The 13,457-nt window shown below is 68.8% G+C and carries 11 protein-coding genes; 5 read left to right on the top strand and 6 right to left on the bottom strand.

All coding sequences use genetic code 11. The features are described from left to right. Positions 1–57: 57 nt before the first annotated feature. The 3 genes from purL to BMW54_RS10260 are packed head-to-tail and all read left to right on the top strand — an operon-like array spanning position 58 to position 5,688. Positions 58–3,921 (top strand): phosphoribosylformylglycinamidine synthase, encoded by a 3,864-nt coding sequence (purL, locus tag BMW54_RS10270; protein WP_090055130.1) that lies wholly within the window; start codon positions 58–60, stop codon positions 3,919–3,921. 13 nt (positions 3,922–3,934) lie between these two features. Then, a complete protein-coding gene (locus BMW54_RS10265; protein WP_090055128.1) occupies positions 3,935–4,789 on the top strand; it encodes a glycosyltransferase family 2 protein in 855 nt (284 codons plus the stop codon). Beyond that, on the top strand, positions 4,786–5,688 hold the full coding sequence (locus BMW54_RS10260) for a DMT family transporter (protein ID WP_090055127.1): 903 nt from the start codon (positions 4,786–4,788) through the stop codon (positions 5,686–5,688). The genes BMW54_RS10265 and BMW54_RS10260 overlap by 4 nt, the downstream gene beginning before the upstream one ends. 110 nt (positions 5,689–5,798) lie before the next feature. On the opposite strand, the gene BMW54_RS10255 is transcribed toward BMW54_RS10260, so the two are convergent. After that, positions 5,799–6,941: an aldose epimerase family protein gene (locus BMW54_RS10255; RefSeq protein ID WP_090055125.1), complete on the bottom strand. Its 1,143-nt coding sequence runs from the start codon at positions 6,939–6,941 to the stop codon at positions 5,799–5,801. Between the two features lie 131 nt (positions 6,942–7,072). Between BMW54_RS10255 and BMW54_RS10250 the strand changes: the two genes are divergently transcribed. After that, complete coding sequence (locus BMW54_RS10250; RefSeq protein ID WP_090055124.1) at positions 7,073–7,783, top strand: FadR/GntR family transcriptional regulator; 711 nt, start codon at positions 7,073–7,075, stop codon at positions 7,781–7,783. A gap of 78 nt (positions 7,784–7,861) precedes the next feature. On the opposite strand, the gene BMW54_RS10245 is transcribed toward BMW54_RS10250, so the two are convergent. The 5 genes from BMW54_RS10245 to BMW54_RS10225 all read right to left on the bottom strand — a co-directional run bounded on the left by BMW54_RS10245 (position 7,862) and on the right by BMW54_RS10225 (position 12,409). Next, positions 7,862–8,767, bottom strand: a complete 906-nt coding sequence (locus tag BMW54_RS10245; protein ID WP_090055123.1) for a DUF4097 family beta strand repeat-containing protein — start codon at positions 8,765–8,767, stop codon at positions 7,862–7,864. 26 nt (positions 8,768–8,793) lie between these two features. Further along, complete coding sequence (locus BMW54_RS10240) at positions 8,794–9,216, bottom strand: hypothetical protein (protein ID WP_090055121.1); 423 nt, start codon at positions 9,214–9,216, stop codon at positions 8,794–8,796. Then, positions 9,213–9,767, bottom strand: a complete 555-nt coding sequence (locus BMW54_RS10235; protein WP_090055908.1) for an RNA polymerase sigma factor — start codon at positions 9,765–9,767, stop codon at positions 9,213–9,215. The genes BMW54_RS10240 and BMW54_RS10235 overlap by 4 nt, the downstream gene beginning before the upstream one ends. Before the next feature lie 162 nt (positions 9,768–9,929). Next, on the bottom strand, positions 9,930–11,720 hold the full coding sequence (locus BMW54_RS10230) for a phosphoenolpyruvate carboxykinase (GTP) (RefSeq protein ID WP_090055120.1): 1,791 nt from the start codon (positions 11,718–11,720) through the stop codon (positions 9,930–9,932). Between the two features lie 92 nt (positions 11,721–11,812). Further along, complete coding sequence (locus tag BMW54_RS10225; RefSeq protein ID WP_090055905.1) at positions 11,813–12,409, bottom strand: TetR/AcrR family transcriptional regulator; 597 nt, start codon at positions 12,407–12,409, stop codon at positions 11,813–11,815. A gap of 140 nt (positions 12,410–12,549) precedes the next feature. Between BMW54_RS10225 and BMW54_RS10220 the strand changes: the two genes are divergently transcribed. Beyond that, positions 12,550–13,428, top strand: coding sequence for an alpha/beta hydrolase (locus BMW54_RS10220; RefSeq protein ID WP_090055118.1), 879 nt, complete (start codon positions 12,550–12,552; stop codon positions 13,426–13,428). Positions 13,429–13,457: the final 29 nt, after the last annotated feature.

Here is a 13,457-nt window from a genome sequence, read left to right as displayed (position 1 = left end):
GCTGCCGCGCAACATCATGTAGAATAGGCGTTTTCCCTTAGCGCCTTTTCCCCCCGCATGATCGCACTCGACGGGCAGAGCGCCCTCTCGCCTTTCCGCCTCGAACGACTTAACGCCCACCTGGATGCCCTGCATCACGGGACGCGGGTGCAGGCCGCCTGGTTCACTTACTTCGTCGACGCCGACGCGCAGCCGGAAGGCGACGCGCGCGCGCGTCTGCTCGCCGTGCTCGAAGCGAAGGGCGCCGCGCCGGAAGACGCGACCTTCTGGGTCGTCCCGCGACTCGGCACGATCTCGCCGTGGTCGAGCAAGGCCACCGACATCCTCCACGGCGCGGGCTTCGACGTCCGCCGCGTGGAGCGCGGCACGGCGTGGCGCGTCACCGGCATGCCGGACGCGAACGATCCGTCGTATGCCGCGGTGATGGGCGCCTTCTGCGACCCGATGGTGCAGTCGCCGCTCGCCTCGCTCGACGAGGCGGCCGGTCTGTTCCTCGCCGGCGAACCCGGTCCGCTGGGCCGCGTCGAACTGGGCACCGATCCGCGCGCGGCGCTGTCCGCCGCGAACGCCGAACTCGGGCTGGCGCTCGCGGACGACGAGATCGACTACCTCGCCGATCGCTACGCGGAGATGGGCCGCGCGCCCACCGACGCCGAACTGATGATGTTCGCGCAGGCGAACTCCGAGCATTGCCGCCACAAGGTGTTCAACGCCACGTGGACGCTCGATGGCGCGACGCAGGACGCCTCGCTGTTCGGCATGATCAAGAACACCCACCAGAAGTCGCCGGCGCATACGCTCTCCGCGTATCACGACAACGCCGCGGTGATCGAAGGCTACGACGGCAAGCGCCTGTTCGTGAGCCCGGAAGACGGCGTGTTCCGCACCGTCGCCGAAGCCGCGCCGTACGCGATCAAGGTCGAGACGCACAACCATCCGACGGCCATCGCGCCGTGGCCGGGCGCCGCCACCGGTGCCGGCGGCGAGATCCGCGACGAGGGTGCGACGGGCCGCGGCGGCAAGCCGAAGGCTGGCCTCACCGGCTTCTCCGTCTCGCACCTGCGCATCCCCGGCCTGCCGCGTCCGTGGGAAAAGGACCGCCCGCTGCCGCCGCGCATGGCGTCGGCGTTTGAGATCATGCGTGACGGCCCGCTCGGCGCCGCCGCGTTCAACAACGAATTCGGCCGGCCCGCGCTGGGCGGCTACTTCCGCACGTTCGAGCAGGAGACCGGCGACAAGGGCGTCCGCCGCGGCTACGACAAGCCGATCATGATCGCCGGCGGCCTCGCCGCGATCCGCCCCGACCACGTGCAGAAGCGCAAGGTCCGTCCCGGCGACAAGGTCATCGTGCTCGGCGGCCCGGCCATGCTCATCGGCCTCGGCGGCGGTGCCGCCTCGTCGGTGGCGTCCGGCACCTCCAGCGCGGAACTCGACTTCGCCTCGGTGCAGCGCGACAACGCGGAAATGGAACGCCGTTGCCAGCAGGTGATCGACGCGTGCTGGGCGCGCGGCGACCACAACCCGATCGTCAGCATCCACGACGTGGGTGCGGGTGGCGTGTCCAACGCGATTCCCGAAATCCTCAACGACGCGGGCGTCGGCGGCGTCATCGATCTCTCGAAGCTGCCCTGCGACGACCCGACGCTCTCGCCGATGCAGGTGTGGAGCAACGAGTCGCAGGAGCGCTACGTCCTCGCGATCGGTCCGGAAGACATCGAGCTCTTCGAATCGTTCTGCGCGCGCGAGCGTTGCCCGTTCGCCGTCGTCGGCGACGCCACGGAAGAGGCCCGCCTGATCGTCCGCGACACCCGTCGCGACATCACCGTGATCGACCTGCGCATGGATGTCCTGTTCGGCAAGCCGCCGCGCATGCATCGCGATGCGAAGCGCGTGAAGCCGCGCGTCGATCTGGTCGCCGACCTCACCGGCATCGGCATGGACGAGGCGCTGATGCGCGTGCTTCGCCTGCCCGCGGTCGGCAGCAAGAACTTCCTCATCACCATCGGCGACCGCACGGTCGGCGGCCTCAACGCGCGCGATCCGATGGTCGGCCCGTGGCAGGTGCCCGTCGCGGACGTCGCGGTGACGATGACCGACTTCGAGGGCTACACCGGCGAAGCGATGGCGATGGCCGAGCGTGCGCCCGTGGCGCTGCTGTCCAGTGCCGATGCCGCGCGCATGGCGGTGGGCGAGGCGATCACCAACCTCGCGGCGGCGTCGATCAAGCTCGACGAAGTGCGCCTGTCGGCGAACTGGATGGCCGCCGTGAACCACCCGGGCGAGGACGCCGCGCTCTTCGACGCCGTCAAGGCCGTCGGTCTCGAACTGTGCCCGTCGCTCGACATCGCGATCCCCGTCGGCAAGGACTCCTTGTCCATGCAGACCGTGTGGACCGACGAGAACGGCAAGGCGCAGAAGACCGTGTCGCCGGTGTCGCTCGTCATCACTGGATTCGCGCGCGTCGACGACGTGCGCCGCACACTCACGCCGCAGCTGAAGACCGACCGCGGCGACACCGACCTCTGGCTGATCGACCTCGGCGCGGGCCGCGACCGCCTCGGCGGCTCCGCGCTCACGCAGGTCTTCAACCGCGGCGGCGGCGTGCCGCCGGACCTCGACGACGCCAAGCGCTTGCGCGCGATGTTCGAGCTCATCCAGGAAGCGAACGCGTCGGGCCTGCTCCTCGCCTATCACGACCGCTCGGATGGCGGTGTCATCGTTACGCTCCTGGAGATGGCGTTCGCGGGCCACTGCGGCCTCGAACTGCGCCTGGACGGCTGGGCGGACGCGACGCTGCGCGCCCTGTTCAACGAAGAACTCGGCGCCGTCGTGCAGGTCGCCTCGGCGAATCGCGAAGCGTTCGAAGCGCTGCTGGTGAAGCACAACCTCGCCGGCATGACGCATCACGTCGGTCGTCCGAAGGAGAAGCTCGGCATCAAGCTCCATCTGAACGGCGAAACCGCGTTCAAGTGGAACTGGACCGAACTCTTCCGCGCGTGGAACGAAACGAGCTACGCCATGCAGCGCCTGCGCGACAACCCGCTGAGCGCCGACCAGGAAAACGAGTGGCGCCTCGACGACGCCGATCCGGGCATCACCCCGAAGCTCACGTTCGATCCCGCCGACGACATCGCCGCGCCGTTCATCGCGAGCGGCAAGCGTCCGCGCGTGGCGATCCTGCGCGAGCAGGGCGTCAACGGCCAGGTGGAAATGGCCGCCGCGTTCTCGCGCGCCGGCTTCGACGCGGTCGACATCCACATGACCGATCTCGCCACCGGCCGCCACCACCTGAAGGACTTCATCGGCCTCGCGGCCTGTGGCGGCTTCTCGTACGGCGACGTGCTCGGCGCCGGCCGCGGCTGGGCCACGTCGATCCTCTACAACGACGCGCTGCGCGAGCAGTTCGCGCGCTTCTTCGAGGACGGCAGCAAGTTCGCGCTCGGCGTGTGCAACGGCTGCCAGATGATGTCGGGCCTCAAGGACATCATCCCCGACGCGAAGCACTGGCCGCAGTTCCTGCGCAATCAGTCCGAGCAGTACGAAGCTCGCGTCGCCACGCTCGAGATCCTCGATTCGGGCAGCGTGTTCTTCCGCGGCATGGCGGGTTCGCGCATTCCGGTCGCCGTCGCGCACGGCGAGGGCCGGGTGCATTTCCCGAACGTTTGCAGCCCGTCGAAGAGCCACGCGGCGGCCCGCTTCGTCGACAACCGCGGCAAGCCGACCGAAAGCTACCCGCTGAACCCGAACGGTTCGCCGGGCGGCCTGGCGGCGTTCACGGCGGCCGACGGTCGTGTGACGATCATGATGCCGCATCCGGAACGCGTGTTCCGCAGCGCGCAGCTGAGCTGGCACCCGGAGCAGTGGGGCGAGGATTCGCCGTGGATGCGCATGTTCCGCAACGCCCGCGTCTGGGTGGGCTGATCGCGCCACGCCGATGAACGCCGTCCCCCTCACGAGCATCGTCATCGTCCTCGCCGACAGCGGGGCGCTGACGCGGGAGTGCGTGGAACACGCGCTCGCCAGCGATGTGCCGGTGGAGCTGCTCGTCGTCGACAACGGTTCGACCGACGGCATCCCGGAATCGCTCGACCGGGCCTACGCCGACGACGACCGCGTGCGCGTGATCTACAACCGGGCGAACCTCGGTTTCGGTCCCGCGGTGAATCGCGGTGCCGCGCAGGCGCGCGGTGCGCGGCTGCTCGTGCTCAATCCGGATTGCCTGATCGAACGCGACACGATCCGTCGCATGGCCGCGCACATGGACATCCACACGGGTATCGTCGGCGCGGTCGTGTGCGACAGCCACGGACGCCCCGATCCGGCGTCGCGCCGGCGCGACCCGCTGCTGCGCCGTTCGCTCTCGACCAAGTTCGGCGGTAAGGGCGACGGCGGCATCGACATCCGCGGTCCGATCCCCGATGGCGCGGAAGAGGTCGAGATCGTGTCCGGCGCCATCATGCTGATGCCGCGGCCCGCGTTCGATCGCCTGCATGGCTTCGACGAATCGTTCTTCCTGCACTGCGAGGACATGGACCTCTGCCGCCGCGCGCGCGATGCCGGCTACAAGGTGATCCTCGCCGGCGACGTTCGCGTGCTCCACGGCAAGGGCGGTTCCAGCCGGCATCGTCCGGTGTTCGTCAGCCGGCACAAGCATCGCAGCATGTACCTGTGGTTCCGCCGGCACGATCCGGCGGCGCGCAACGCCTTCGTTCGCGCGGTCGTGTGGCTCGGCATCTGGGCGCATTTCGTGCTGAAGGTGCCCGCGCAGCTGCTGCGGAAGCGCCGGTGAGCGAGGCGTCGCGCGGGAGCGGCGTCGCCACCCTGGGCCTGCTCGCGGTGACGGCCATCTGGGGTTCCACGTTCGTGCTCATCAAGGACGTCGTCGGGCGCATGTCCGTGGCGGATTTCCTGGCGGTGCGCTTCGTCATCGCCGCCGTGGTGATGCTGCTGTGCTTCGCGGTGCCAGTGATGCGCCTCGGCCGCGTCCAGCTCGCGCGGGGCCTCGCGCTCGGCGTGCTCTACGGCGTCGCGCAGTGGCTGCAGACCGAGGGCCTGGCGCGGACGTCGCCGAGCGTCAGCGGCTTCGTCACCGGCATGTATGTGGTGATCACGCCCATCCTGTCGTTGCTGCTTTTCCGCCAGCGCATGCCGTGGACGACCTGGCTCGCCGTGCTGCTGGCGACGGTCGGCCTCGGCGTCCTCGCGCTCAACGGCTTCGAGGTCGACGGCGGCGTGCTGCTGACGCTGGCGTCCGCCGCGCTCTACGCGTTGCACATCGTCGGCCTCGGTCACTGGTCGAAGCCCGGGGATGCGTTCGGGATGTCCGCGATCCAGATGGTCGGCATCGCCGCGGTCTGTTTTGCGATCACGCTGCCGCATGGCGGCCCGGCGCTGCCGCCGGACGCGAAGGCCTGGGTGGCCGTCCTCTACATGGCGCTGGTCGCGGGCGCGGTGGCCATGCTGGTGCAGACCTGGGCGCAGGCGCACATGCCGGCGACACGCGCGGCGATCGTCATGACCACCGAGCCGGTGTTCGCCGCGGGCTTCGCTGTGCTGCTGGGCGTGGACGCGCTCACCGGCCGCATGCTCGGCGGTGGCGCGCTGGTGCTCGCCGCGATGTACATGGTGGAACTCGCGCCGCGCTTCCGCCGGCGCAAACCGGCGGAAGCGTTGCATCACGAGGTGTGACGACGGAGTGGGAGCCGATCGTATCGGCGATCCCGCGGTAGCGGGCCGGTCGCGAGCACCTTTCGCCGATACGATCGGCTCCCACCCTCCGGTAGGCATCCGTTCGATAGTCAGTGCGCGGTGGCCTTGTCCACCGTGAACTTGTAGGTCATCGTGTTGCGATAGGTCTTGCCCGGGTCGAGGCGTGCCGAGCCGAAGTCCGGCTGGTTCGGCGTATCGGGGAACAGCTGCGGTTCGAGTGCGAACGCGTCGCCCTGGCGATAGATGCCGCCGGACTTGCCCGAGGTGGTGCCGTCGAGGAAGTTGCCCGAGTAGAACTGCAGGCCCGGCTGCGCCGACCACAGCGACAGCACGCGGCCGCTCTTCGGGTCGGTGACGCGTGCCACCTCGCGTGGCTGTGCCGCCTCCTTCCGGGAGATCACCCAGTTGTGGTCGTAACCACGGCCGAAGACGATCTGCTGTTCCTTCGCGTCGCGCACGTCGCGGCCGATCGGCTTCGCCTTGCGGAAGTCGAAATCGGTGCCCGCCACGGAGCGGACTTCGCCCGTGGGAATCGCGGTCGCGTCGGTCGGCAGGTAGGCATCCCCGGCGATCATGAGCTGCTGGTCCATCACGCTGCCGGTGCCCTCGCCGGCGAGGTTCCAGTACGCGTGGTTCGTGATGTTGACGATCGTCGGCGCGTCCGTGGTCGCCGTGTACTCGATCGTCAGTTCGTTGCCTTCGCCGATCGAATACGTGGCGTGCGTGGTGACCTTGCCGGGGTAACCCTGGTCGCCGTCCGGGCTCACGTAGCTGAGGGTGACGCTCGGCTTCGCGCCGGATTCGACCTTGTCGACGGTCCACACGACCTTGTCGAAGCCGACCTTGCCGCCGTGCAGCGAGTTCGGTCCGTCGTTGACCGGCACCGAATACGTCTTGCCGTCGAGCGTGAAGCGGCCCTTGGCGATGCGGTTCGCGTAACGGCCGACGGTGTCGCCGAAGTACTGCGGCTTGGCGAACGTGCCCTTCAGGTCGGGGTAGCCGAGCACGATGTCGCCGGGCTTGCCGTGGCGGTCCGGCACCTCCACGGCGTAGAGCGCCGCACCGAGGGAAAGCACCTTCACCGTCATGCCCTTGCCGTTCGTCAGCGTCACGAGCGTGACGTCCTTGCCGTCGGGCGTCTTGCCGAACGAGGCCTTCGATGCGTCGCCGGCCGCGGCGGCGCCGCTGCACGCCAGCGCGATCGCGGCGGCCAGGATCGTAGCTTTCTTCATCGCGGTTCCACTCCAGTCGGTGTGATCCCCGCGACCTGAACATATTTGTAAGACAAATGACAAGCTGCGCCGCGTCATCGGCCCAGGTCGGCCTGCGCTAGGATGCACACGACACGGGAACGGAGAGCCTCATGCCCCCGAAGGCGGCAAGCCCAAGGAACCTGCACGTCCAGGTCATCGAAGAGCTCGGCGGGCTGATCGTCGGCGGCGTCCTGCGTCCCGGCGATCCGTTGCCCGGCGAAGCGCGCCTGGCGGAGCAGCTTGCCGTCAGCCGCACCGTGCTGCGCGAGGCGCTGAAGGTACTGGCGGCGAAGGGGCTCATCGAAACGCGCCAGAAGACCGGCATGCGCGTGCGCGAGTCGCGCTTCTGGAACCACCTCGATGCCAACGTTCTCGCCTGGCGTTGCGCGGCGATGCCGACCGAGGACTTCGTCGACAAGCTCGTCGAGATGCGGGCCATCATCGAGCCCGCGGCGGTGGCTGCCGCCGCGCGGCGCAGGGACCCGGCGCAGCTGGCCGCCATCGGCGAGGCTCTCGAGGCGATGGAGGAGGCGCAGACGCTCGACGACTGGGCGGAGGCCGATCTGCGTTTCCACGAAGCGGTGCTGACGGCGACCAACAACGAGCTGCTCAGTTCGCTGTTCGGCGTGATCGAAACGGCGCTGGGCACCTTCTTCGTCATGTCGGCGCGCACGGCGAAGAACTTCCGGTATTCGCTACCGCATCATCGCGCGGTCTACGAAGCGATCCGTCGCCGTCGTCCGAACGAGGCCACCGCGGCCATGCAGGCGATGATCGCGGACTCGCGCGCGAACATGCGCAAGGGCAAGAAGTCGGCCTGAGTGCCTCGCCGGTCGGACCTCGAGCGCGGAAGCGAAGAGCCGATGCGACGTGTCCGCTCCGCGCCGGTATGACGATCCTTACTTCCCCGCCGAGCGGATACGCACGTCGCCGCTGAAGGATTCCACGTGGATGTTGGCGCTGCCGCCACCGATCGTGGTCTTGAGATCCTTGCCCGGGCCGTCACCGCGGGAGACGTCGCCCCAGTCGCTGCGTAGGTCGCCGCTGAACGTCGAGGCTTCGACGCGGGCGGACGTATCGGCGGGGAGCTGGAGCTGGACGTCGCCGCTCATGGAGTCGACATCGAGCTTGCCCTCGCGGGTCGGGCCGCCCGCGATCTGCGTGTCGCCGGAGACGGTGCTGAAGTTGGCGTCCTTCCATGGACCGCCGCCGATGGTCATGCGGCCGGACACGGTCTGGGCGTCGATCTTGTCGGCGACGTTCGGCGCCGTGATGTCGCCCGACACCGTCTGCAGATCGGCACGGCCGGCGCGGCCCGCCAGGTCGATGGTGCCGCTGACCGTCTGCATGCTCACTTCCGGCGAGCGGATGTTGGCGCGGATGCGGCCGCTGACCGAGTCGACGTCGACCTTGCCGCCGTCGAGGCCGTCGATGCTGACCGGGGCGCTGACGACGTTGATGCTGACCTCGACGGACTTCGGCACGCGGACGTTGAGGATCGTGGGCTGCATGCGCGAGTCGTTGCCCCAGCTGAACCAGTGGCCCTTCTTCTCGTCGCCGCCGACATGGACCTCGACCTCGCGGTCGTCGCCCTCGATCTGCAGCGGACGCGCGCCGTCGCCGAGCGTGCCGGAGACCTGGATCTGGTTCTTGTCCCAGGCGGTCACGGTGACTTCGCCCTTGACGTTCTCGATGCTGACCTTCGCGTTCGGGCGGATGTCTTTCGACAGGTTGATCGGCGTCGAGGCGAAGGCCTGACCGATCGAGAGCGCCAGCAGCAGGGGAGTGAGATGGATCGTTTTCATGGTCGTGGGTGTCCTGGCTGGTCGCGTTAGCCGGCTTGCTTGTCGAAATTGCGCAGGCGATCGCGCTGTCGTTCGGTCTTCAGGAGCAGCCGCTGCAACGCGGCCGAATCCGGGGAATCCTGCATGGCCTGGGTCAGCTCCATGCGCGCCGCGTCGAGCTCCACGGCGGCGCCGGCGAGGCGCGGATCCGTGGGCTTCCAGGCGTGTCCGCTGGCGGCGATCCCGCCGTCGGATGCCGGCGCGGCGAGGTGCAGCCCGATGCCGCCGCCGAGCACCGCGACGCCGGCGATGGCGGCGGCCATCAGCCAGGGACGCGCGCGGTGCCGGCGCGCGACGGTGGGGGCCGCCGCTTCGTCGAGGCGGCTTTCGATGCCGGCCCAGAGATCGCGGTGCGGAACCACCGGGCGGTTGAGCGAGCGCATCTGGCGCAAGTAGTCGAGTTCGTTCATGGCTTATCTCCCAGCACGCGGCGGAGCAGGCCGCGCGCACGGTGCAACTGCGCTTTCGAGGAACCGACCGCCATCGACAGCTCGGTGGCGATCTCCTCGTGTTTCCAGCCTTCCACGTCGTGCAGCACGAGGACGGCGCGGGCCCGCGGCGGCAACGCCGCGATGGCCTTTTCCAGTTCGTCGCGCTCGAAGGCGCGGACGGGATTGTCGATATCGGTGATGTCCGGCAGGTGTTCGTCGTCGAGGATCGTGACCGGGTCGGCGTTGCGGGCGCGTATGGACATCAGCGCGACGTTCACGGCGAGACGGTACACCCACGTGCCGAACGAGCTTTCGAAGCGGAACCCTTCGAGCTTCTGCCAGGCGCGGACGAAGGCTTCCTGCGTGAGGTCTTCCGCGCGCGCGTGGTCGAAGGCGGCCAGGCGCAGGACGGCGCCGTAGACCCGGTCCGCGTGGCGGCGGTAGAGAACCTCGAAAGCCTTGCGGTCACCCGCCACCGCGGCGCGCACGGTCTCGTCGTCCGACGAGGCGGCGGGCAGCTCAGGCTGCATGAAGGAGGTGGCGGTGAGGCATAGGGCGTTCATCTTGCCAGCTTGGATGCGGGCAAGGGGGAAACGGTTTAAGGGACGGCGCGGCGTTCCGCCCCATCCCTCCGGTAGCGAACTTTCTACCGAAGGGGTGGGAGCCGATCGTATCGGCGAACGGAGATGGCCTCAGGCCACCTGTGCCGGGCGCCGTTCCTGGGCCGCCTCGAGCGCCTTGCCCACGCGCAGCCTCTCGGCCTTCAGCCGCTCCGGCATGCGCTCGCCGAAGCCGTCGAGGTAGGTTCCGATGGCGTTGAGCTCCTCGATCCAGCCTTCCACGTCGACGCGCGTCAGCTCGTCGAGCGTCGCGGGGGAGACGTCGAGGCCCTCGGTGTTGAGCTCGCCCTTCGCCGGCACCGTGCCGATGGGCGTTTCATGCCCGGTGGCCAGCCCCGCGACGCGCTGGATCATCCAGTCGAGCACGCGGAGGTTCTCGCCGTAGCCCGGCCACATGAAGCGACCGTCGGCGTCCTTGCGGAACCAGTTGACGTGGAAGATGCGTGGCAGCTTCGCGCCCGGCTTGTCGAACGACAGCCAGTGGGCGAAGTAGTCCGCGAAGTTGTAACCGCAGAACGGCTTCATCGCCATCGAGTCGCGGCGCAGGACGCCCACCGCACCCGTGGCCGCGGCCGTGGTCTCCGAGCCCATGGCGGCCCCGACGAGCACGCCGTGGGCCCAGTCCTTCGCCTCGAACACGAGCGGCACCAGGGACGGACGCCGGCCGCCGAACACGATCGCCGAGATGGGCACGCCGGCGGCGTCTTCCGACTCGGGCGCCCAGCTCGGGCACTGCTTCGCGCTGACGGTGAAGCGGGAATTCGGATGGGCGGCCGGTCCGTTGGCGGCGTCGAACGGGCGCCCCTGCCAGTCCGTGACGGGCTCGCCCTCACCGAGGCCTTCCCACCACGGCTGGCCGTCGGCGGTGACGGCGACGTTGGTGAAGATCGCATCGTGGCCGAGCGTCGCGAGGGCGGTCGGGTTCGTGTTGGCTCCCGTGCCCGGGGCGACGCCGAAGTAGCCGGCCTCGGGGTTGATCGCCCACAGGCGTCCGTCGTCGCCGGGCGTCATCCAGCAGATGTCGTCGCCGACCGTCCAGACCTTCCAGCCGGCCTTGCGGTAGCCCTCGGTGGGAATCAGCATCGCGAGATTGGTCTTGCCGCAGGCCGACGGGAACGCGGCGGCGATGTAGTGCTTCTCGCCCTTCGGATTCTCGATGCCGACGATGAGCATGTGTTCCGCGAGCCAGCCTTCGCGGCGCGCCTGGTGGCTGGCGATGCGCAGCGCGTGGCACTTCTTGCCCAGCAGCGCGTTGCCGCCGTAGCCGGAGCCGATCGACTTGATCGAGAGCTCCTCGGGGAAATGCATGATGAAGCGGCGCTCGGGATCGAGGTCGCCCGTGGAGTGCAGGCCCTTCACGAAGCGGCCTTCGCGCTCGATGCGCGCGAGGGCGGCGGCGCCCATGCGCGTCATGATGCGCATGTTGGCGACGACGTACGGGCTGTCCGTGATCTCGACGCCGCAGCGGGCGAGCGGGGAGTCGATCGGTCCCATGCAGTACGGGATGACGTACATCGTCCGCCCGCGCATGGCACCGGCGAACAGGGCGTCGATCTTCGCGTGCGCCTCGGCCGGGGCCATCCAGTGGTTGTTCGGGCCGGCATCGGCTTCGTCCGGCGTGCAGACGAAGGTGAGGTGCTCGACGCGCGCCACGTCGGAAGGGTGCGACCGGTGCAGGTAGCTGCGCGGGTTCGTTTCCGCGTTGAGCGGAAGGAGGTCGCCGCTGGCAAGCATCGTCTCGACGAGTCCGGCGTACTCCGCATCCGAGCCGTCGCACCAGCGAATGGAGGCGGGCTCCGTCAGCCGGGCGACCTCGTCGACCCATCGGTTCAATGCATCCAGTGAACTGCCGTGCGCTCGCATCCTGTGTGGTCTCCAGTTAAACGTCAGTGGAGACAGTAGTTTGCGATTGTTGGTATGCGCAAGGCACGGCGCAGCAAAAGCGGCCGCGCCGTTCAGGATCCTTCGCTGGACCTCGCGGGCGTGAGCGTGGCGATCATGTGCTCGACGTACGCGTCGAACTCGTCGTGGCTCAATCGCGGCAGCCCGAGGGTGAAGTTCAGCTGGAGGAAACCGACATACGCGGCATAGGTCAGGCGCGCGCGATGCAGCGCGACTACCGGCTCCAGCCCGGCCTCCTGGTAGAGGCGGGTGAGGAAGTCCATGCGCCGTTGCGAGACGCGCGACATGACCGGCACGACCTGCGGGTGGTCAAGCGCCTTCAGCAGCGCCGCATAGACGCGGTGCGGCTGCATCTCGTGGGCGACCCGGCGGAACAGCTCGGGAAAGCGCTTCAGGGGATCGGGAATGCGCTCGATTTCGGCAAGAACCTCGCGCTCGCCGTACTCTTCCCACCGCTCGAGTGCCGCCTGGAGCAGGGCCTCGCGCGTGCGGAAATGCCAATAGAAACTGCCCTTCGTGACGCCGAGGCGTCGCGCGAGGGCCTCGACGGCGAGGGCGCCGACGCCCTGTTCGGCGATGAGGGCAAGCGCCCCGTCTTCCCAGTCTTCGGCGGAGAGGCGGACCCGTTCGGTCTTGGAACTGTCGTTCATCGACGCATGGTAGCGGAGACGCCGCCGTTTGCAATCGGGGCGGCCGTCGGCATGCTGCATAAGACCTTGACTTCGAACACGTTACATGACCGTACGCCGGCGTATTGACGTGCCTCCGGCGGGGCTACATACTCGGCCGTATGGTAGCCAATCCCGCCCACGTCGCATCTTCGGTCAACCGGCTCGTCGCCGACGACGGGATCGTGCTCGCGACCCAGCGCTGGCAGGGCGAACGCTCGCCCGGCCTCGTCTTCGCGCACGGTTTCGGCCAGACGCGTCACGCCTGGCAGGGCGCCGCCCGGTCGCTCAACGCGCGGGGCTTCGACGCCACGACGTTCGATGCGCGCGGGCATGGCGAGAGCGAGCACGTGCCGCGCGGCGATTACCACATGGAACAGTTCGTGGCCGATCTGCTGCTCGTGGCGCACGACGCCACGCCGGCCGGCGGACGCGCGCCGGTGCTGGTCGGCGCGTCGATGGGCGGCCTGCTCGGCCTCGTCGCCGCCGGTGAGTCCGATCCGGCGCGTCCGCCGTTCTCGGCGCTGATCCTGGTCGACATCACGCCCCGGTGGGAAACCGCCGGCGTCGAACGTATCCTCGGTTTCATGCGCGCCCATCCCGACGGTTTCGCCGACTACGAGGAGGCCGCCTCCGCGATCGAGGCTTACCTTCCGCATCGTCGTGAACGGAAAACCGAGGCGCAGCTGAAGCCGCTGCTGCGCCAGGCTTCCGATGGCCGGCTGCGCTGGCACTGGGATCCCGCACTCCTCGACGGGGTGGTGCAGGAAAGCGAGCGCTACCAGCCGCGGCTGTTCGCGGCCGCCGCGCGCGTGCGGGTGCCGGTGCTGCTGCTCTCGGGAACGCGCAGCGACGTCGTCTCCAGTCACACCGTCGACGAATTCCTCCGCCTCGTGCCGCACGCGCGTCACGTGGCACTGAACGACGCCACCCACATGGTGGCGGGCGACGCGAACGACGCGTTCACGCGCGAGATCGCCAGCTTCATGGAAACGCTCTGATCCACCGCTCCACCTTCAACGACCGCAAT

The sequence above is a fragment of the Luteibacter sp. 329MFSha genome (genome assembly GCF_900111665.1).
In the GTDB taxonomy this organism is placed as follows: Bacteria; Pseudomonadota; Gammaproteobacteria; order Xanthomonadales; family Rhodanobacteraceae; genus Luteibacter.
This window is presented reverse-complemented; position numbering and strand designations above follow the sequence as displayed.